This is a genomic window from Aeromonas sp. 603404, assembly GCF_049171775.1.
In the GTDB taxonomy this organism is placed as follows: Bacteria; Pseudomonadota; Gammaproteobacteria; order Enterobacterales; family Aeromonadaceae; genus Aeromonas; species Aeromonas veronii_A.
On record NZ_JAAKPE010000010.1, the window covers coordinates 21,840 to 41,076 of the forward strand.

A 19,237-nucleotide genomic window follows, 5' to 3' on the forward strand; every position below is an offset into this window, starting at 1 on the left:
GGTAGCCGAACAGGGGGTTATACCGGCTCGACTTCTATTTGCTGGGCCAGACTCTTTTGCATGGAGAGACAGATCCCCTGGCACTGGATCTGGAGCGGGTCCCCCAGGGGGGCGGAGCGCAGATAAATGACTTCAGTCTGGGGCAACAGGCCCATCACCATCAGTTTGCGGCGCAGCGGCCGGGCGAGCTGATTCATATTCTTGATGCGAGCACTCTGTCCCGGTGACAACTGCGTGAGTACCATGACTGACTCCTGAAGTTAAACAATAATAATTCTCTTTTACTTGGGGCATTATAAGCTGTGTCTTCAACTTTTATTTGAGTAAAATCAAACTCCGCTTAGCTAACCCATAAAGTAATGCCATGAGTCACGACAACAACAGCCGCCTCGTTTACAGCACAGATGGCGGCATGATCAAGGAGCAGAGCGCTCCCCAATCCGCCTCCCCCTTCCCCACTGACGGCACCGTGCGCATTCGCCGCGAGACCAAAGGGCGCAAGGGCGCCGGGGTGATCACCATTCATGGCGTACCCGCCGATCAGCAAAAATCCCTGGCCACCCTGCTCAAGAAAAAGTGCGGCACCGGAGGCGGTATCAAGGAGGGAGTGATCGAGATCCAGGGGGATAAACGGGACCTGATCAAAACCGAGCTGGAGAAAGCCGGTTTCAGCGTCAAGCTGGTGGGTGGCTGATCCCCTTGTCACTCATGCGGTTTTTCCCTAGAATGCCCGCTCCCATCGAGGGGGAGTAGTCTCGCACGCCGGTGCCATCCATTGCATGAATACCGGTTTGCGACCCTGATCAACATACTTGGTGCCAAATCACCATGGTCAGGGTGATCCATGCCAGCCATGGATTTGACAAGACCTTTGACGGGCCAGTGCCAATACCGGGGACGGATGGCGCAGGCTTGTCTTTGGTTTATAACAATTCCGTCCCCCGGTCATTTTTATGGAAGCCTTGTTAACCTCAACCCTCAGCGTCGCTATTGCCGAGATCGGCGATAAAACCCAGCTGTTGGCGTTGCTGCTCATCTGCCGTTTTCGCAAGCCCTGGCCCATCATCGCCGGCATGCTGGCGGCTACCTTGCTCAACCATGCGGGCGCTGCCTGGATTGGTGAGTTCATCAGCCGCTGGCTCGATCCCAAGATAATGACCTGGCTGGTCGCCATCGCCTTTATCGCCATGGCTATCTGGATTTTGGTGCCGGACAAGATGGATGACGAGGAGAGCTCGCTGGATAAATACGGCCCCTTTATGGCCACCTTCGTGCTCTTCTTCATCGCCGAGATTGGCGACAAGACCCAGATCGCCACCGTGCTGCTGGCCGCCAAATATGATTCGCTGGTACAGGTCATTACCGGCACCACCCTCGGCATGATGCTGGCCAACGTGCCGGTGGTGCTGATCGGCAAGCTGGGGGCAGACAAGCTGCCGCTCAAGGGGATCCGCATCGCCTGCGCCATCCTCTTCGTCGGCCTCGGGGTGAGCACCCTGATCTTTGCCTGATCGCCTTTTCCGCTGACCAAGCCCTCCACCTCGGAGGGCTTTTTTGTTTGCTGCTTTGTCTAGTGCGTAACCCGCTGTCGCAACCACCTGCCCTACAGCCAAGGGGCAGTGCACGGTTGCGGGGACCTCATGCCATAATGGGGCAAACCTCGTGGAGTCCCCCCATGCACAACGTATCAAGAGAGACGCTTCTCGAATGGGTCAAACAGGGACGGCTGGCGCCAGAGAAGCTGGCGGACGCCCTGACCCTCGCCGATCTTCCCCCCCATCCGGCGCGCTGGCAGTGGCTGTTTGACCGGCTGCTGCTCTGGCTCGGCGCCCTCTGCATCGGGGCTGGCCTCATCTTCTTCGTTGCCTTCAACTGGCAGGAGTTGGGCCGGGTCTCCCGCCTCGCCCTGCTGGAGGCGCCGCTGCTCGCCATGCTGCTTCTGCTGTGGCGCAAACCCCTTGGGGATACCCCCCGTCAGGCGCTGCTGCTCGCCATCGCCCTCAATATCGGTGCCCTGCTGGCGCTGGTGGGTCAGACCTACCAGACCGGCGCCGATCCCTGGCAACTGTTCGCCACCTGGGCGCTGATGCTGGTGCCGCTGGCGGCATTTGGCCAAAGTCCCCTGCTCTGGACCTTAAGCTGGCTGCTCGGCCAGCTGGCGCTGGTGCTCTACTGGCGGCTCGGTTTGTTCACGTTCTTCTTTACCTTCGATGAAGAGGGATTGGGCTGGTGCCTTACCCTGCTCAACGCCGCCCTCTGGGGTCTGCTTCTGCTGGCGCCAAACCGCTGGCGCCTGATGCCAAGCTGGCTGGCGGGCCTTGCTGCCGGTCTGGGGGCCACCCTGCTCACCCTGCTGGCGCTGTTTGATGTCGCCTCCCCGCTGGTGTGGCCGCTCTGGCTTGGCTGGCTCGCTGCGGCCTATGCCCTGTGGCACCACAGATTTATCGCCGGACTCGCCATGGGGTGCCTCAGCCTGATTGCCGTCATCCTCGCGGCGCTGGGCAAGTGGATGGAGCCCGACATCAACGGCTTCTTGCTGCTGAGCCTGATTGCCATCGGCCTTTCTGTCACCGCCGCCCGCTGGCTGCAACAACAACGGAGGTCTCATGAGTGATCTGACCCTTTGGCAAGCACTGCAACAGGCCAATCTGGTGGAAGGGGATCAGCCCAGTGATACCCAGCCCCACTGGTCGAGCCGCTTTATGCTGGGGCTGGTGGGGTGGATTGCCGCCCTGTTCCTGCTCTTTTTCCTGTTTCTCACCTTCGAACAGCTGACCCGCGAGGCCAACAGCGCCCTGCTGCTCGGGGCCGTGCTGCTGGCGGGGGCCTACGCCCTCAATCGCAGCCAAAGCGGCGATCTCTGGGATCAGTTCGTGCTGGCCCTCACCCTAGCGGCCGATGCCTGGCTGCTCTATGGCCTGCTCGATCAGCTGGATCTCCATCATGCCCTGCTCTGGTTTGGGTTGTGCCTGCTGTCCCTTGCCATCGCCGTGCTGTTCGATCACTGGCTGGTGCGGCTGTTTCACAGCGTGGCGGCGGCCCTGCTGCTCACCCTTGGCCTCGCTTGCCTCGGGCTGCAACTGCTGGCGCTGCCGCTGGTGATGGCGGCCATCACCTTCTGCTGGCTGCGGGCAGATAGGGATCCCGCCCGTCACCAACTCTACCACTCCATCACGCTGGGGCTGGCCCTCTCCCTGCTGGTGCTGGGCCGCCTGCACCATCCGCTCTGGGATGGCGGCAGCAGCGTGCTGGACGAACTGGGGCTGTCCCGCCTGCCGCTCTGGCTCAATCCCCTGATCTGCGCCGCCCTGCTGCTGGCGGTGATGGTGAAACTCAAGCTCCCCCTGCTGTTTGGCCTGCCACTGGTGCTGATCAGTGCCATCATCCCCGGCATGGGGGCAGGCGCACTGGTGCTGATCCTCGGGTTTTATGCCGGCAGTCTGGGGCTGATGACCCTCTCGGCCCTGCTGCTGCTCGGTTATGGCTCCCTCTATTACTACGATCTGGGGCTCACCCTGATGACCAAATCCTGGCTGCTGCTGGGCTCCGGCATCCTGCTGCTGGTGGCCCGCCAGCTGCTCACCACCTTTGCGGCAAGGAGCGACTCATGAAACCTGTGACCCGACAACTCGCCCTGTTGCTGAGCGGCCTCGCCATCCTGGCAGGCATCAATGCCACCGTCTGGCGCTATGAGCACGCCATGAGCAGCGGCGAAGTGGTGCTGCTGCGACTCGCCCCAGTCGATCCCCGCTCTCTGATGCAGGGGGATTACATGCGGCTCAACTATGAAATTGCCCGCGAGCTGACCAGCCGCGACGCCCGTGCGACTCAAGACAAGGGCAGCGACACCCTGGTGATCCGCCTCGATGCCCATCAGGTAGCCACTCTGGTGGTCGATGGCAAACCGGATCGGCTCGCCAGCGATGAGCGGCTATTGCAGGTACACCAGAGCGAGCGGCAGTGGCAGATCGGCCCCGATGCCTACTTCTTTGAAGAGGGCACGGGGGAGCAGTACGAAACGACCCGCTACGGCGAGTTCCGGCTGCAAGCCGATGGCAAGACCCTGCTGGTGGGGCTGCGGGATGAGGCCTACCAGCCCATCGGGCAGACCCGCGCCCGCTGGTAACGGCCGTGAGTGGCTATTTACTCTGTTCATGGTCACACTCAAGGGAAGGTTGATCGCTAAGGATGTTCCCAATGAGGATATGGCTGATCTGTCATCTGTTGCTGCTCTGCTGGGCCTCGACGGCCCGGGCTGATCTGGGCAAGCTCGAGTACCTCACCGAAGAGTACCCCCCCTACAACTACAGCGATCCGCAAGGCCAGCCCACCGGGCTTGCGGTCGATCTGCTGCAGATGATCTGGCAACACAGCGGCGTGACGCCCCAGCCGGTGCGCATCCTGCCCTGGGCGCGAGGTTATTACTTGCTAACCCAGAAGCCCAACGTGGTGCTCTTCTCCACCGCCCGCACCCAGGCGCGGGAGGATCTCTTCAAGTGGGTCTGCCCCATCGGCTACTCGGAATACATACTGCTGGGCCGCAAAGCGCGGAACATCACCCTGACCGCCTTCGAACAGATGAGCCAGTACAAGATCAGCGCGGTGCGCTCGGATGCAGCCGAACAGCTGCTGCTCAACAACGGCATGGATGACAACAACATCATCCCGGCCAACCGCCTGTCGCAGGGGTTGAAGATGCTGCTCTCCGGCCGCGCCGACCTGCTCGCCACCAGCAAGCTGGCGGGATATGACGCCATCCGCGAACTGAAGCTGAGCAGCGACGACTTCAACGTGGCCATGGTGCTGAGCGCCGAGCAGCTCTGCTACGCCTTCAGCCGTCAGGTGCCCGACAGCGAGATCACCCTCTTTCAGCAGGGCCTGACCCGCGCCCTCGCTTCGGAGGAGTTTCGCAAATTGCAGGCCAAATACCTGCCGGTGCGCTGACTCTCGGCTGCAGCTGGAATGGCCCCCTCAGTCGCACTATGGTTGCCCGTCAAGGAGCTGGCTATTGCGAACTCGAGCCGTCACACTGTTTGGCATCGTCGATATAGTGAAGGATCTCTTCCATGCGGAAATGGCATCTCTCCCACATCCTACTCCTTCTGTGGGCCAGCTTTGCCCGTGCAGATCTGGACAAGCTCGAATACTGCACCGAAATCTCCCCGCCTTTTAACTTCAGTGACGCAGAGGGTCAGCCCACCGGCCTTGCCGTCGAACTGCTGCAGATGATCTGGCAATATAGTGACCTTTCCCCCCAACCAATACGCATTCTGCCGTGGGCCCGCGGCTACAAAGAACTAAGCAGCAAGCACAATGTGGTGCTGTTTGCCACCGCACGGACACCCGAACGGGAAGCGCTTTTCAAGTGGGCCTGCCCCATCGACAACTCGGACTTTGTGCTGCTTGGCCGCGCAGCTGACAAGCTGACCCTTGTCTCTGCCGAACAAATGAAACAATACAAGATTGCGGTGGTGCGCTCGACCGTATCGAGTCAGCTGTTGCAGGAGCGGGGTCTGGATGAAAGCAACCTTGTCGAGGCAAACCGTCTCAGCCAGGCGGCCAAAATGCTCGCCTCGGGCCGTACCCATCTCTTTGCTACCAACAAGCTGGTCGGCTATCAAACCCTCAAGGACCTCAACATGGATCTGAATGACTTCAATGTGGCCTTTGTGCTCGACAGCAAGCCACTCTGCTATGCCTTTAGCCGTCAGGTGCCAGACAGGGATATAAGCCGCTTTCAACAAGCTCTGGATCGTGCCCGGGCCTCCCCTCAATTTTCGCAACTGCAAGCCAAATACCTGCCACTGCGCCAGTCTCTCTGACCCTCGCAACACAGCACAACATGCCGGCGGCCTCCTGCACTTTTTGCCAAACTGCAAACCCGCCTTGGCGAAATCATCCGGCTTGGTCACAATTGAGCATAGGTATTCCCTTGAGCAGGATAGAGAAATGAAACCATGGATCGGGTTGGCCACACTGCTTGTTACCTCCTTTGCCAACGCCAGCCCCGAGCTGGCAAAGCTTCACTACATTACCGAAGAGTACAAACCCTACAACTACGCCGATGCCAGTGGCGCCCCCACCGGCCTCGCGGTCGAACTGCTGCAACTGGTATGGAAAAAGACCAATACCCCGGCGCAGCCCATCACCATCATGCCTTGGGCGCGCGGTTACTACCTGCTGACCCAAAAGCCCAATGCGGTACTCTTCTCCACCGCCCGCACCCAGGCGCGGGATCCTCTGTTCAAATGGGCCTGTCCCATCGGTTACGCCGAAATCGTGCTGGTAGGGTTGGCCGAGCGCAATATCACCATCACCAAGCTCGATGATGCCAAAGCATTCAATATCGGGGCGGTACGGGCTGATGTGGGAGAACAGTTGCTACTCAACAACGGCTTTGACGAGACCAAGCTGATGGCAGCCAATCGGCTGGCACAAGCGCTGAAGATGCTCACCTCAGGTCGAATCGATCTGGTCTCCACCAACAAAACCACCATGGAACAGCTGATCGTCGAGCAAAAACTCGACCCCGCCCGCTTCAAGGAGCAGTGGGTACTTAGCTCGGAGCAGTTCTGCTTCGCCTTCAGCCATCCGGTAAGCGACGAACTGGTCAAAGAGTTCCAGACCGGCTTGACCCAGGTGCTGGCGAGCAGTGAATACCCGCTGCTGCACAGCAAATACTTCCCTGCCCCCGCCGCCAAATAGCGGCGCAGCGAAAAGCGCCAACAACAAGGGGCCCGCTGCGGGCCCCTTCGCTTTTTACCGTTTGCTCTCACCTGGCCACGTACCAGCACAGCAGCAGCCACCTTGTGAAGGGCGATAAGCTGTTCGATATCGAGCCCCACGACGGCGCCATTCACACCCGCCACTTGTCGCCCACCATCAACCGATCGGCCCGTTCGGCGCCACACAAGATCAGCGGCCTAACGTCGCAGTGCCGCCACGCAACCCAGCTGCTGGGAAGATCTGAAATATAGAAAATCAATTAGATAGCAACATGCCTCGCGGCATCCAGGCATCAATTGCTATCCGCATTCGGGTGTCTGTGCCGGGCATGAAAAAGGGGAGCCAGGCTCCCCTTGTGGCACTTGCGGCGTTAGAACTTGTAGAGCCAGGAGATAGCGGTGAAGTAACCGTTATAGTTCTGGTTAACATGACCCATGCTGTACTCCTCACCGGTGTAGAGGTAGTCCACATCGTGGTAGAACTCGTAGCGCATATCCCAGCGCAGTGACTGCTTCTCGTCGAGCTGATAGAGGGCATAGCCTTCTAGACGGTGTTGCTTGCTGGTCAGGTCGGGGTAGTCATAACCCTTGCTGGCATCTGTCTGGCCACGGCCATAGGAGAAGCTGTAATCCACCCCCAGTTCCAGCGCCAAATCAAACGCCTTCTTCTGGCTTAGACCCACTCCCAGAGTAGTGATTTGGTCACGAACCCGGGTCGAATAGGGATCCCAGTCCGGGGCACCGGTGTAAGCATGGTTCTGGCTTGAGGTGATCCACTGTACATTGCTGAAGAGATGGCCACTGAGATTCTCATCAAACTGCTGGTTAAGGGTCAGATCGATACCATAGTCCTCCCCTTCACTGAGTCCGATGTCAGGCTCCGGATAGTTTGCCCGTGCCCACCACCCTTCCAGCGAGGAGCTTAACTGCTCGCTGAAGGCATACTGCAGATCGCCACGCAGCTCGAACCTGTCACGATTGGCCAGATAGAACTGACGCAAGGTCGGGCTGACATTGGTATTGTTATTCTTCCACTCAGAGCCATCCCGGGTGCTCCAGGAGAGTTTCCCCCCCAGTTGCAGATCACCCACCGGGCGATAGCGACTCTTGAGGAACAATGTCTGCTCATCCGTCTTGCGACGATCCGCGTACTCCCGTTCATCGGCACGATACTGGTAACCCCCGGTTACCTTGACCGATCGACTAAGGCGGTAATCCGCTTCCAGATTGGCTTTACTGTGAGAACGATCCCCCGGCTGCCGTTGTTTGCCAATAACAACCTGCTTGTCCGAGTTGTCCTGCCGATCCCGGTATTCGCCCCCGGCACGCAGAGTCAAATCCCGGCCAAAACGCCCCACCCATTTGGCATTGGTCTGGATGGTATCGATCTCGCCGTGGAAATCGCTCTGGGTGATCGGCACCTGCCGGAAGGCGGCTAGATTGCCATCCGACGTTGCTCGACTGCTGAGAATGCGACCGCTCAGACTCTGCCGGTTCCAGTTGTACTGGCCGGACAAACTGACCTGATGGAAGCTGTTGTCGGGTTCGTAAGCCCGCTCATTGGCATAGGGGTCGCTGGCCGAACCGAAATAGAATGCGGTCTCCTCGTTGCGATAGAGTGAGCCGTTGTAGGCCAGATCAACCAGCCAGCCTTCACCCAGGTAGCTGATGCCACTCTTGACCAGGGTGGTACTGCTGCCATCGACCAGCTTGGGTACAAAGCCCGGCATGCTGCCTATCCCCGGGATGCTGGACTGATAAGTGGTCAGCGTTGCCTCTTTTTTCTCATAAGAGAAATCGGCATAAGGGCGCCATGGGCTCTTGGGGGTATAGGCAAGCCCCATGGTCAACTTCTTGCGGACCACCTCCTTGTCAAATTCGGCCAGAGCGCCAGCCGTCATCGGTGTATCGTCAGGGCGATAGACGCTCTTGCCATGGCTGTTCCAGTAGAAGGGGGTTTCGGAGTAGCCAATTTTGGCGCGCGCGCCATCATAGTACCCTTGCTCCAGTGCCATGCTGAAACGGCGCATTCCGAGATCCCTGGCCTCGAGTGCCCCATAACGGGATCCCTCCCCCCGATACTGCAGGTCAGCGTTGAAGATCCCCAGCATGCCGGTATCGTTGGCGGCGGGCACCCAGTTGCGAAAACGGGTCGCGCCATCATCGTTGATGTAGCCTGTCCCCAGCCCCACCTCACCAAACCAGCCACTCTCGCTTTCACAGGATGCGCAGCGCCAGCGCGCGGTTTTGGCCTCCCTGGCCGATTGCAGAGAGTAATCCTCGACAGCCAGCGGCTCCTCGGTGGCATGGGCCGAGAAGATGGTCAGCAAGGAGAGCCAAAGTGTTGAATGTTTCATGACTTCTCTCCTCAACGTCGCAGGGACTGCCCATTCGGATGGTTGGTCCCGTGGATCTGGTTATGACAGTTCAGGCAACTGCCGCCGCGCACCTTGAGATCCCCCTCGGGGATGGACACGTTGGCATGGGGGGCGCTGTGACACTCCTGACACAACTGGGGCACGCGCTTGTTGAGCAGCGCCTGATTGATGGAACCGTGGGGGCTGTGGCATAGAGAGCAATCCTCGGTCACCGGTTCGTGCTCCCACAGGAAGGGGCCCCGCTTCTCGGCATGGCACTCGTAACAGCTCTCGTTGACGGTTGGCTGTTTCAGGCTGGCCTCATTTTGTGACTGATGCGGGTTGTGGCAGCTGGAGCAGGGCATTTCGCCATTCAGGATGGGATGACTGGTGCGCTTGTGCAGATCCGATTTCTCTGCGGCATGGCAGCTGGTGCAGGTCTCGACCTGTTTCTTGCTGTCCATCACCGGATCCTTGGCCTGGTGCAATGTGTGGCAGCTGGTACAGGAGAGATCCTCGACCGCATGAACACTGGCATGCCAGCCCATCCGGTTGGTATCGGTATGACAGGAGAGACAGACACTGTTCTGCTTCTCGACCGGCACAGGTGAATCGGGACCAAAGGTGATCATCGGCTCCCGTTTCTCTCCTTTGCGAGGATTGCGCGTGTGGTTGCCTGCCGGACCATGACAAGCTTCACACTGCCGGTCGGCCATGGGGCCATTCTGGTTGCCCAGATTGCCGTGCACACTGTGGAATATGCCGGTCGCGGGTTTGCGTGAATCTGAATCGTGGCACTTGAGGCAGGTATCAGCTCCCTTCGGGGAGTATTTTCCCTGGTCAAATTTCTTGTCCAGAGCCGATTCAATCTGGAGTCGCGGATCTGCATCGCCAGCGGGTTGCGCGGCATCGCTCTTGGCCCAGGCTGACAGGCAGCTCAGGGCCAGCATGCCAGCCAATAACCACTGCGTGATGGTCTTTTTCATCTTGTTTCCTTCAACGGCGAAGGGCCAGGGGTTACCCCCTGACCGCAGGATTTCATCAACGGAAGTCGTAGACCTTGTGAACCTTGTCGACACCCTGCTCCTGCCCGACGGCATGGCAAGAGGCACACTGTTCAACACCGGTTGCGGCTTCGATCGTCTCTGCACCAAAGACGGCGCCGTTATTCTTCATGTGGGTAGCCCACTCATCCCCTGCCACCGGGCTATCCGGCTTGACCAACCCCAGCGGTGATTTGAGGTGGCAGCTGGAGCAGACCACCAGCACCGGGCTGAAGTATTTGGGCTGTTTGTTGTCAGCCGTGGTGGCGACCAGAGAGGGGCGCGCGTTCTGCTGGTTGGGCAGGTTGTATTGCCCCTGGGTATGACAGGACTCGCAGTTGCTGATATCGCCCGGGAAGGTAGCACTTCCCCCATGTTTGGCGCCCAGCGCGTGGAAGGAGTGGACGTGATATTTCAGGTCCCCCGGCACCCCCGCATAGAACGAGGTACGGGTCGCGTTGTGGCAACTGGTGCACTGGCTCATATCCTTGGCCGCATGATTGCTCATGTGGACTGCCAGATCCTTGTGACAACTGTTGCAGGAAGCGAGATCCGCACCGGCCTTGAGCAGATAGCTGCTGTCGATGCCCCCTTCGGCACGGAAGTAGGCGCTGACCGGATTGATGGCGATCAGGGAGAGTGCGCTGGCAGTACTGCTGCAAGGCAGCAGATCCCCTGCGGCAAACGCCCCGTTGCGATCGGCTTTACGCGCCACACAGACTCTCAAGTCAGCGATGGTCGCAGCCAGGGTGCCGTTGACCTCGTTGCCCGTCTCTTTGCTGCACAGGAAGCGGCCTGTGCCCTGGCTGACACACTTGCTGAACTCGATCTTGTTGCCAGAGACGAAGGTCTGCGGATTGGTGGTGGCCAGCTCGAATCCCTGGCCCTGATCCCAATTGACCAGAATGGCCGGATTGCCATCTTTGACATATTTCAGCACGTCATTAACGCTCTCGGCCGGCGTACCGTCGACGGTGACGGTCAGTTCGATCTCGATATTGGGAGCGGCATAGCGAACGTCATCGAACGTGAACTGCAGCTTGTCGCGTCCAATCGCCTCGTTGGCCATGTAACCCAGGTGGACCATGTAGGGGGACTTGCTGCTGGCCGGATCAGCGCCATGGCACTGGGTGCAGACTGCGCCACTGTTTATCTTGCCAGTGATGTGAGCATCAAAACCTGTGGAGCTGGTTGAATCGGCATGACAGGCACCACACGCTTTTTCCTGGGCATGTTGCCAGTTACCGGCATTGAGGGTGGCTGGCGTGGCGTCCTTGTGACAGGTATCGCAGTTGCGCGAGTCTTGCGGGAAGTGGCTGACCGTCTTGGTATCCGTACTATCCAGATTGCCATGGTACTTGTGCACTATGGTCGTCAGAGAGCGGCGGGTAGCAATGGCCGGATTGCTCTCGTTGTGACAGGTGACACAGAGTTTGGGGTCAGCGCGATCCGCGTGTTTGATCGCTTGCTTCATGTGACAACTGTTACAACTGCTCTGATCCACGATATCCCGGGTCAAAGCGGCGCGCGTCCCAGCCGGCACCCAGTCCAGCACATAGTTGGTGACGGGGACATTGTTACTGCCACCAAAAAAGATACCCACACGATGAGTCGCCGTTTCATCCCAACTAATCACGCCATTGTTGCTCTGTGAATCAGCAGGATAGGGATCCGGCACTGTGGTGGGGTTAATAGCAAAGGTGTAGCGATATTGCCCATTGCCCAGTGACTCCAGCTTGCCGCTGTTTTCACTGGTGGCTTTGCCGGAACGGTAGATAAAACTCTTCCAGATGGCCGGGTCTTCACGTGTGGCATCGCGGCCGGGGATCATCTTGTTGAGGGTGAATGAGGGGATCGTAGCGCCCAGGTCGTAACCCGAGCCCTGTTTGTCCGTCACGTTGAACTGTACCGAGAGCTGACCATCCGGGGTGAGAACCGGTGTCGACGCCGAGATAATCAGAGATCCAGGGGTTCCTGGAGGAGGGGTGGGTGGCTCACTCTTATCACTGCCATCCCCCCCGCCACCACAGGCCGAGAGGGTGAGCACCATTGCAGCTGCCACCAGCGCTTTCCAGTATTTCATCTTGTTTATCCTTTTTTATCGGATTTTTTATTTCATGTATGAGCTGTCTCAGAAAAGTCCCAAAAACATGCAACATTGAAGCCTTTTGAGCCCCACCTTGGTCAAAAACCATTTCCACCCAAATTATAAGGTTTATGTGGCTCTCGACGTTGACAGAAGTCTCAAAAGCGGGACTGAGCCCACTTTTTCGAATAAAAAAACGGTATAAGCTGTCTTTTTCGATTTTTATGTCAAAGGGAGTGCAAAATGAAGCGAAGCATGAAATGGGAAGTGGTGGGGTTATCTCTGTTGATTGGTTCAATTGGGCCAGCCTTTGCCGGGGTCGACGAGATGGCCAAAACATGTAACGCATGTCACGGTAATCAGGGGATCAGCTCACATACAGATATTCCGACAATCGCCGGAATAGCAGAATCTAATCTTGCGGAGCAGATGCGAAGCTACCTAGATGGCCGCCCTGCTAAGACCGTTAATCATGTCACCGGTGACACCAGCAAACAGGGAAACATGACCGACATTGTTAAGGGTCTTAGCGACGATCAGATCGACGAATTGGCAGCTTACTATGCCGAACTGCCCTACCAGCCGATGAAGCAGCCGTTCGATGCCGCACTGGCCAAAGCAGGACAAAAACTGCATGAGGAGTCAGGTTGCAAGAAGTGTCACTCCGAAGGTGGCTCCGTTGCCGACGATGAAGCCTCCATCCTCTCCGGTCAGCCAAAAGGTTACATACTGATGGCCCTGCAAGAGTTCAAGGCCGGCAAGCGCAGCAATGACGAGAAGATGAATAACGCCATCATTGCCATGAGTGATGCCGATCTCCAGGCGTTGGCCGAGTACTACGCCAGCCAGCAATAACCAAAGCGGTCAGGTTTATCCATTGATCAAGCCCCCACTCTGTCGTGGGTGGGGGACTCTTGCCCGTTTCTGGCATTTTGGGAGGTATTTGTCGCTCTTTTTCTTGTCAGGGGGTGGATAACGCCGCTGAACCTCTTTGATCCGGAGTCCAGTATGAAAAAAATAATGCAGTGGGCCTTGCTTGCCACGATCTGTCTGGGTGCAAGCGAGTTTGCCCTCGCAGCGACCGCCGTCGAACCAGCGTCTGCTGCCGTCAGCACTGTGGCCGATAGCAGTGCCGCCGATGCACTGGCCGCACGCCAGGCCAAAGCCGCGAAGAAAGCCGCAGCCGAGAAAAAAGCGGCCGCCCGTTTCGCCAAGTGTGACAAGTGCCACGACGGAAACGAGGGGATGCATGGCAAGCATGCCAGCGTCACCAACCCCAATACCAATGAAGCGGTGACCTGTACCAACTGTCACGGCAACCCGTCAGCCCAGCACCGCAAACAGCGTGGTGGCATTGTCGACGTGATGCGCTTTGGCGACGATGCCTTCCCGCTCAGCCAGCAAAACGGCGTCTGCATGAGCTGCCATGAGCCCGACGATCTGCGCAAGGCGCTGTGGGCCCACGACGTGCATGCGACTCGCGTGACCTGCACCAGCTGCCATCAGTTGCACCCGGCCAAAGAGCCCATGGTCGGCATCCCCGAGAAGGCCCGCATCAAGCTGTGCGTCGACTGCCACAGCAAGCAGCATGAGGCCAGGCAGCAAGCCGCGGCCAAGGAGGGCGCATGAGCACGACCCGTCGCGAGTTTATGGTGGGGATGAGTGCCAGCGCCTTGATCCTGATGACGGGGTCGCCCCGCGCCCTGGCCAACAGCATGACCATCGGGGGGGTACGCTACGGCATGATCCACGATGAGACCGTCTGCATCGGTTGTACCGCCTGCATGGATGCCTGCCGGGAAGTCAATCAGGTGCCACAAGGGGTAGCCCGCCTGCAGATCCTGCGCTCCGGCCCTGTGGGTGAATATCCGGATCAGGAGTACCGGTTTTTCCGCAAGTCCTGCCAGCACTGTGATAACGCCCCCTGTGTGCATGTCTGCCCGACGGGTGCATCCCATATCCGGGCCGAGGATGGCATCGTCGACATCAACCCCGATCTCTGTGTCGGCTGCCGCTACTGTCTGGCGGCCTGCCCTTATCAGGTACGCTTTATCAACCCGGTCACCCGCATTGCCGACAAGTGCGACTTTTGCCGCAAAACCAATCTGGCCAACGGCAAGCAACCCGCCTGTGTCGAAGCCTGCCCTACCAAGGCGCTGGTGTTCGGCAATCTGGATGATCCTCACAGCCCGATCGCCAGACGGCTGGTGCATGAAACCACCTATCGCTACAAACAGTTCCTCGGCACCTCGCCCAAGATGTATCGGGTACCGAAAGGGGAGGTAAAATCATGAGTCCTCATAACCCGCATCATGACGGTATCCCTCTGCAGATGGTGAGTAGCGAAACGGGAGGTATGTACCATGTGGCATAACGCATTTCACTTCGACTCACTGGTCTGGGATGGTCCCATCGCCATCTACCTCTTTCTGCTGGGGATCTCCGCCGGTTCAGTCACCCTCTCGGTGCTGTTGCGCCAGCGCGGGGCCGGCAGCGAGAGCGGCATCATCAGGGCGACCGCCATTCTGGCCCCGCTCAGCGTGATACTGGGGCTGCTGATCCTCATCTTCCACCTGGCTCGTCCCTGGACCTTCTGGAAGCTGATGTTCCACTATCAGTTCGATTCCGTGATGTCGATGGGGGTCATGCTGTTTCAGGTCTATATGACGGTGTTGTTTGCCTGGCTGGCGGTGGTCTTCAGAGCCGAGATCGAGGGGTTGCGGCGGCACCTGCTGGCGGACAGGTTCGCCTTCATCGATACCCTGATAGGCAAGATGGCACAGATCGAGCGACAGCTTACTCCCCTGTTGTTGTTGCTGGCCGTACTGCTGGGGGCCTATACCGGCTTCCTGCTCTCGGCGCTCAAGACCTACCCCATGCTCAATAACCCGATCCTGCCGGCGCTGTTTCTGGTATCCGGTATCAGCTCAGGGGTCGCCTCCACCATCTTGCTGGCGGTGACTCTGTTCAAGGAGAGCAGCCATAGCAAGGGGGTGAGCTTTGTGCACCGCTTCGAGCGTCCCATGGTGGCTATCGAGATCTTCTTGCTGGTCTGCTTCTTCACCGGCCTCTACTTCGGTGGCGGCCAGCGGGAGGCAGCGATGTGGGCGGCCATAGGCGGCGGCTTCTGGTCGCAGGTCTTCTGGTTTGGCGTGATTGGCATCGGCATCCTGCTTCCCCAACTGTTGGGGCTGTTCAGCTCGCCAGCTCGCCAGCACCAGCGCTCCCACCTGGTGCTGGTCTGCAGCCTGAGCCTGGTGGGGATCTTGCTGCTGCGCTACTTCATCCTCTATGCCGGTCAGATGACGGTGCTGTAACATTGCTGCGTGGATGGGCCAGAGATGTGTTTAGTCCTTACACAGGCTTACACATTTTCGGCTCGTTCTTCTCCACGCAGACTCCCCAACCTTCTCGGCATCCACCATGGGGCCAAAGGCCGGATAAACAACAAGCGCCCAGCCGGGCGCTTGTCGTAGTTATCGTGATGACCGGATTCAGGGTGTTGGGCAGGCGCTTGGCGAGCCGCTGTTGCGGGGCCAGAGGGTGGATCCGTCGCTTTCAGAGAGCGGCAGGAATGTGACGCCTTCGCTCATGTTGGCAGGGGGCAGGTCATCCTCCAGCACATACATCCCCATCGGCAGGCTGCCATAACGCTGGTTGGCCTGCACCTGAGCGACCGCGAGGCTTGAGTAACGCAGGCCGAGCAGATCGAAATGATTGCGCCAGTCCCAACCGGTGAGCCGACTGAGTGCAACCAGCATAAAGTCATTGCCCGGTATGTCGCGCACCCGTTTGCCGCCATAGACCGCATGCCCCGAGTAGGGGAACAGGCTAAAGCCGAGCCTATCCTTGTTGGCATTCCACTGCGCTTCACTGTCGGCTGCCGCGCCGAAGATCCGTGAATGCTGATAGAGCAGGGTGAAGATAGTGAAGCCATCGTTCAGCCGGGTGCCATCAGTCAGGAGCATACGGTGGGCGCGTAATGCCATCTGGATATAAAACGCCATGCGATAGCCGTTGTGGACGGCGTAGGCATTGCTCTTCCAGGGGGCTTCGTAGCGACTCTCGCCGGTATCGAGCACCTTGCAGTTGGCCCCGAGCACGAGGCGGTTGCCACTCCTGTCCCTTACCTGCGCCGCATCAGACATGAACACATAGAAGAGATCCTTGTGATTCATGTGTCCATCCTTGATGGGCGCCGTGTTGCCATCTCTCAGATAATGGGCGCGCCACTTCACCACATAAGGGAAGATGTTGTTGGAGTTTTCCCCCGCCCGGCTGCCGTAGCCACTCCAGTTGTCGGCATCGCCTGCCGCAGCGTACTGCACGTTCAACCGGTTGGTCTGCAGGTTGTGGCCCAGTTCGTGATTGTCGAGCCAGCCGGTCGGGCTGATGCTGCCGGAAGAGTCCCACGGGTTGCCGCTGCAACCGCTGCCGCAATGGGCATTCTGGTCATAGTTGGCATGCTGGATGATGGTGCGGGTATGGAGCGATTCATCGAGACACCCCTCCCCCAACAGTGCCACGCAGGCGTTTTTAACATCCGCAGGCAGCGACTCATCGAGCCCCTTGCCCTGAATTTTCAGGCCCGCCAGGGTGTAGACACCATTGATGTGATCCCGGGCGATGCTGTCGAGCAGGGCATTGGTGTCGGGGATGACGCCCCCCACCGCCTTGGTGAAGCGATCCCGGCGCAGATGCTGTTCTGCGCCATCGGCCCGCAGATCGATATGGGGCAGCTCGGTTTGTTCCAGCCGCTCGTTGAACTCGCGGATCTGCTGCTCATCACTGAAATCCATGATGGCCGGATGACGGGTGACGCCCGTGGCGCTCACCTGGACGGCCAGCGATGCAGCCGCCCCTTCCAGATAGAGGTAGATAGGGCCGCCATAGGGCGAGGTGAAGGTGACGCGGCCCCCCTTGGCCAAGATCAGTCGTCCGGTGGTCAGCTCCAGCGGGGCTCGATAGATCTTCTGCTCATAGGCGCGATTGGTGTTGGGCCTGTGGTAGTTGAGTCGGACGGTAGCGGACACATCGGCGTTATCGGTGCGTCTCAGGGTGATGGTTTGTCCCGGCAGGGCATACCAGCCGGTGGTGGTCCACTGCCCGCTGTAGGGAACCGCAATGCGCCGACTGTCGGTGAGCGTTGCGGGATAGGCATAGTGAGCCGCTTGTCCCTTCACTACCTTGCTGCGATCGGTGACGTACTCCCCCAGATCGGGTTGGGCCGGGGTACGAGTGCGGGCATAGCTCACCAGCCAGTCGGCAAACATCGCCTGCTGCCAGGATTGATGCTCATCCCAGGCGATGGGGTAGTCGATGGCGGCACGGTATTTGTCGGCCAGCAGCAGGGTGGCGGGCAGCAGTGTCGCGCCCTCACGAGCAAAGGGGCTGATCCCGGCCTTGTCGAGGGTGATGGCCCCATTTCTTAGCCAGTCGGCCCCCTGCTTGAACTGCTGGTTGAAGCTCTCCGAGCCACCGCAATTGATAAAGTTGCCGCCGCAGCTATCGAGCCACTGGGTCGTGAAGTTGCGATCCTGAAGGTTGCCAAGCAGGGTATCGACCGCCATCAGCTGGGGGTCGGGTGCCATGATGGAGGTCACTGCCAGATCACTTGCTCTGAGTTTTGACCAGTAGTTGCCCCAGGTGACCAGCCCCATATCGAGATAGAGGGGGCTTAGCAGCGGGCTGGCATCGCGCCGATAGTTGGAGAGCAGCAGCGGGATCCCGGCCGCTTTGGCCTTGGCAATCCCCTGTGCGATCCCCTGATACCCCAGCCCCTGGCGGTCGATATCGCTGATCACGATAAGCTCCGGCGCCATGGTGTCGATACAGTCGCTCAGCGCCTGATAATCGCAGGTATTGGCCGGGTTGATGCTGTGCTTGTCGGGATAGATCGCCTTGAGCCAGTCCCGCATGCCTTCGTTATGGGGAAAATAGACGCTATCGGCGCGACTAGGCATCTGGGTGGTGAGGATGCGCAGGCCATCGCTATCCTTGCCCCGGGTCAGCCAGCCAATCAGCCCCTTGAGCAGCGCCTCGCTCTGTGGGGTGCGGTCAACGGAAAACAGGTTAGCCCCCATGGCAGCCTGACGGTAATCGGCTTGCTCGGAGACCATCACCAGCCCCCGGATCTCGCTCTCCCCTTTGCCATTGATGTTGGAGGGGAGCAGGGTCACCGTGCTCTCAGGCTGGAAGCTGGAAAAGGTGATGGAGTCGTGGCTCGGGTTCCAGCTGATCTGTGCCATTCCCTGATAGAGGCTGCGAACCAGTTCGGTGCGGTGCGCCTCACTGTCGGCAATCGTCGCACGGGCATGGGCGTTCAGGGATTGCTCGCTGGCAAGGGTATGATCTTCCCGGGCAATCGCATTGGCGGCATCGCTGATAAAGCGGGCCGAGATCTGACAATCGGCGCGCATGGGTGCTGTGGTGTAGGTGTTGCCCGTCAGGGTGCCTTCACACCCTGTGATGTTTGCCAACACGAAGCCACTCTCGGGCTGCACGGTGAAACGCCCCTGTTCACCCGCATTCAGGCGCAGGTAGTCGGGACTGACCGCGCCTCCCAGAGAAGCTTGGGTGGTGACGTTGAAATAGACGGCTGCACTCTCCTGCGTGAAGCTGGCCGAGATCTGGCAATCGCTGCGCATGGGGCCAGTGGTATAGGTGAGGCCGTCCAGGGTGCCATCACAGCCGCTTATCTCGGTCAGGAGGTAACCGCTGTCAGCCTGTACCGAGAAGCGCCCCTGTTCACCCGCCGCCAACCGCAGGCTGGTGGGGTTCAACTGTCCGCCCGCGCTGCTCTGGCTGGATGCCTCGAAATAATTGGGGGTGATAGGGGGGCGGATAGGGGTCTCTTCCTGTTCGCCATCACCGCCGCCACAGCCTGTGATCAACAGCGCCAGTAAGGGGGTGAGAACCGTCTTTTTCATTGTTTGATACGTTCCTTGTGTTACGACGGGTGGGAGGAGTCGGTAGTCTAATGAGCGGTTTCGTTTATTTCAACGCTGATTGAATGGTTAATTATCT

General features: G+C 59.0%; 17 protein-coding genes. 12 read left to right on the forward strand and 5 right to left on the reverse strand.

The annotated features are described in order from the left end of the window. Nucleotides 1-17: 17 nt before the first annotated feature. On the reverse strand, nucleotides 18-245 hold the full coding sequence (locus G5306_RS13700) for a FeoA family protein (RefSeq protein WP_005337384.1): 228 nt from the start codon (nucleotides 243-245) through the stop codon (nucleotides 18-20). Nucleotides 246-364: 119 nt separating this feature from the next. Between G5306_RS13700 and G5306_RS13705 the strand changes: the two genes are divergently transcribed. The 8 genes from G5306_RS13705 to G5306_RS13740 all read left to right on the forward strand — a co-directional run bounded on the left by G5306_RS13705 (nucleotide 365) and on the right by G5306_RS13740 (nucleotide 6,705). Next, the gene (locus tag G5306_RS13705) at nucleotides 365-694 is read left to right on the forward strand and encodes a translation initiation factor (protein ID WP_005337385.1); all 330 of its coding nucleotides are present in this window, start codon (nucleotides 365-367) and stop codon (nucleotides 692-694) included. A gap of 259 nt (nucleotides 695-953) precedes the next feature. After that, on the forward strand, nucleotides 954-1,511 hold the full coding sequence (locus G5306_RS13710) for a TMEM165/GDT1 family protein (RefSeq protein WP_005337386.1): 558 nt from the start codon (nucleotides 954-956) through the stop codon (nucleotides 1,509-1,511). 164 nt (nucleotides 1,512-1,675) lie between these two features. Then, nucleotides 1,676-2,614 (forward strand): DUF2157 domain-containing protein, encoded by a 939-nt coding sequence (locus G5306_RS13715; protein WP_216962134.1) that lies wholly within the window; start codon nucleotides 1,676-1,678, stop codon nucleotides 2,612-2,614. Beyond that, the gene (locus G5306_RS13720; protein ID WP_421312992.1) at nucleotides 2,607-3,611 is read left to right on the forward strand and encodes a DUF4401 domain-containing protein; all 1,005 of its coding nucleotides are present in this window, start codon (nucleotides 2,607-2,609) and stop codon (nucleotides 3,609-3,611) included. Before G5306_RS13715 ends, G5306_RS13720 begins: the two co-directional genes overlap by 8 nt. Next, the gene (locus G5306_RS13725; RefSeq protein WP_421312993.1) at nucleotides 3,608-4,126 is read left to right on the forward strand and encodes a GDYXXLXY domain-containing protein; all 519 of its coding nucleotides are present in this window, start codon (nucleotides 3,608-3,610) and stop codon (nucleotides 4,124-4,126) included. Before G5306_RS13720 ends, G5306_RS13725 begins: the two co-directional genes overlap by 4 nt. Before the next feature lie 71 nt (nucleotides 4,127-4,197). Next, the gene (locus tag G5306_RS13730; protein ID WP_421312994.1) at nucleotides 4,198-4,944 is read left to right on the forward strand and encodes a substrate-binding periplasmic protein; all 747 of its coding nucleotides are present in this window, start codon (nucleotides 4,198-4,200) and stop codon (nucleotides 4,942-4,944) included. 122 nt (nucleotides 4,945-5,066) lie between these two features. Next, nucleotides 5,067-5,822 (forward strand): substrate-binding periplasmic protein, encoded by a 756-nt coding sequence (locus G5306_RS13735; protein ID WP_216953322.1) that lies wholly within the window; start codon nucleotides 5,067-5,069, stop codon nucleotides 5,820-5,822. 127 nt (nucleotides 5,823-5,949) lie between these two features. Beyond that, entirely contained in the window at nucleotides 5,950-6,705 is a 756-nt protein-coding gene (locus G5306_RS13740) for a substrate-binding periplasmic protein (protein WP_216953321.1), read from the forward strand. A 391-nt stretch (nucleotides 6,706-7,096) separates the two neighbouring features. On the opposite strand, the gene G5306_RS13745 is transcribed toward G5306_RS13740, so the two are convergent. From G5306_RS13745 to G5306_RS13755, 3 genes are read right to left on the reverse strand one after another with little or no spacing between them, the layout of a single operon-like run. Next, nucleotides 7,097-9,082: an MtrB/PioB family decaheme-associated outer membrane protein gene (locus tag G5306_RS13745; RefSeq protein WP_421312995.1), complete on the reverse strand. Its 1,986-nt coding sequence runs from the start codon at nucleotides 9,080-9,082 to the stop codon at nucleotides 7,097-7,099. Between the two features lie 11 nt (nucleotides 9,083-9,093). Next, nucleotides 9,094-10,068, reverse strand: coding sequence for a DmsE family decaheme c-type cytochrome (locus tag G5306_RS13750; RefSeq protein WP_227342431.1), 975 nt, complete (start codon nucleotides 10,066-10,068; stop codon nucleotides 9,094-9,096). A gap of 55 nt (nucleotides 10,069-10,123) precedes the next feature. Further along, complete coding sequence (locus G5306_RS13755; RefSeq protein WP_421262828.1) at nucleotides 10,124-12,208, reverse strand: OmcA/MtrC family decaheme c-type cytochrome; 2,085 nt, start codon at nucleotides 12,206-12,208, stop codon at nucleotides 10,124-10,126. 258 nt (nucleotides 12,209-12,466) lie between these two features. Here G5306_RS13755 and pdsA point away from each other — a divergent pair, with 258 nt between their 5' ends. From pdsA to nrfD, 4 genes are all read left to right on the forward strand, one after another. Further along, nucleotides 12,467-13,066 (forward strand): periplasmic diheme shuttle PdsA, encoded by a 600-nt coding sequence (pdsA, locus tag G5306_RS13760; protein ID WP_421262938.1) that lies wholly within the window; start codon nucleotides 12,467-12,469, stop codon nucleotides 13,064-13,066. A 153-nt stretch (nucleotides 13,067-13,219) separates the two neighbouring features. Continuing rightward, nucleotides 13,220-13,840 carry a cytochrome c nitrite reductase pentaheme subunit gene (nrfB, locus tag G5306_RS13765; protein WP_005346804.1) on the forward strand — a complete coding sequence of 207 codons (621 nt, stop codon included), beginning with the start codon at nucleotides 13,220-13,222 and terminating at the stop codon, nucleotides 13,838-13,840. Continuing rightward, nucleotides 13,837-14,505, forward strand: coding sequence for an Nrf-like electron transfer protein NetC (gene netC, locus G5306_RS13770; RefSeq protein WP_421312996.1), 669 nt, complete (start codon nucleotides 13,837-13,839; stop codon nucleotides 14,503-14,505). Before nrfB ends, netC begins: the two co-directional genes overlap by 4 nt. Before the next feature lie 69 nt (nucleotides 14,506-14,574). Beyond that, on the forward strand, nucleotides 14,575-15,528 hold the full coding sequence (gene nrfD, locus G5306_RS13775; RefSeq protein ID WP_421262829.1) for a cytochrome c nitrite reductase subunit NrfD: 954 nt from the start codon (nucleotides 14,575-14,577) through the stop codon (nucleotides 15,526-15,528). Between the two features lie 177 nt (nucleotides 15,529-15,705). Here nrfD and G5306_RS13780 read toward each other — a convergent pair whose 3' ends face one another. Next, a complete protein-coding gene (locus tag G5306_RS13780) occupies nucleotides 15,706-19,140 on the reverse strand; it encodes an ImpA family metalloprotease (RefSeq protein WP_421312997.1) in 3,435 nt (1,144 codons plus the stop codon). Nucleotides 19,141-19,237: the final 97 nt, after the last annotated feature.

What these genes read in the sequence shown, in the direction of transcription:
- G5306_RS13700 (WP_005337384.1), bottom strand. Translation starts at nt 245, where the DNA reads ATGGTACTCACGCAGTTGTCACCGGGACAGAGTGCTCGCATCAAGAAT.
- G5306_RS13755 (WP_421262828.1), bottom strand. Translation starts at nt 12,208, where the DNA reads ATGAAATACTGGAAAGCGCTGGTGGCAGCTGCAATGGTGCTCACCCTC.
- G5306_RS13715 (WP_216962134.1), top strand. Translation starts at nt 1,676, where the DNA reads ATGCACAACGTATCAAGAGAGACGCTTCTCGAATGGGTCAAACAGGGA.
- G5306_RS13705 (WP_005337385.1), top strand. Translation starts at nt 365, where the DNA reads ATGAGTCACGACAACAACAGCCGCCTCGTTTACAGCACAGATGGCGGC.
- nrfD (WP_421262829.1), top strand. Translation starts at nt 14,575, where the DNA reads ATGTGGCATAACGCATTTCACTTCGACTCACTGGTCTGGGATGGTCCC.
- G5306_RS13720 (WP_421312992.1), top strand. Translation starts at nt 2,607, where the DNA reads ATGAGTGATCTGACCCTTTGGCAAGCACTGCAACAGGCCAATCTGGTG.
- G5306_RS13740 (WP_216953321.1), top strand. Translation starts at nt 5,950, where the DNA reads ATGAAACCATGGATCGGGTTGGCCACACTGCTTGTTACCTCCTTTGCC.
- netC (WP_421312996.1), top strand. Translation starts at nt 13,837, where the DNA reads ATGAGCACGACCCGTCGCGAGTTTATGGTGGGGATGAGTGCCAGCGCC.
- G5306_RS13730 (WP_421312994.1), top strand. Translation starts at nt 4,198, where the DNA reads ATGAGGATATGGCTGATCTGTCATCTGTTGCTGCTCTGCTGGGCCTCG.
- G5306_RS13750 (WP_227342431.1), bottom strand. Translation starts at nt 10,068, where the DNA reads ATGAAAAAGACCATCACGCAGTGGTTATTGGCTGGCATGCTGGCCCTG.
- G5306_RS13725 (WP_421312993.1), top strand. Translation starts at nt 3,608, where the DNA reads ATGAAACCTGTGACCCGACAACTCGCCCTGTTGCTGAGCGGCCTCGCC.
- G5306_RS13710 (WP_005337386.1), top strand. Translation starts at nt 954, where the DNA reads ATGGAAGCCTTGTTAACCTCAACCCTCAGCGTCGCTATTGCCGAGATC.
- G5306_RS13735 (WP_216953322.1), top strand. Translation starts at nt 5,067, where the DNA reads ATGCGGAAATGGCATCTCTCCCACATCCTACTCCTTCTGTGGGCCAGC.
- pdsA (WP_421262938.1), top strand. Translation starts at nt 12,467, where the DNA reads ATGAAATGGGAAGTGGTGGGGTTATCTCTGTTGATTGGTTCAATTGGG.
- G5306_RS13780 (WP_421312997.1), bottom strand. Translation starts at nt 19,140, where the DNA reads ATGAAAAAGACGGTTCTCACCCCCTTACTGGCGCTGTTGATCACAGGC.
- G5306_RS13745 (WP_421312995.1), bottom strand. Translation starts at nt 9,082, where the DNA reads ATGAAACATTCAACACTTTGGCTCTCCTTGCTGACCATCTTCTCGGCC.
- nrfB (WP_005346804.1), top strand. Translation starts at nt 13,220, where the DNA reads ATGAAAAAAATAATGCAGTGGGCCTTGCTTGCCACGATCTGTCTGGGT.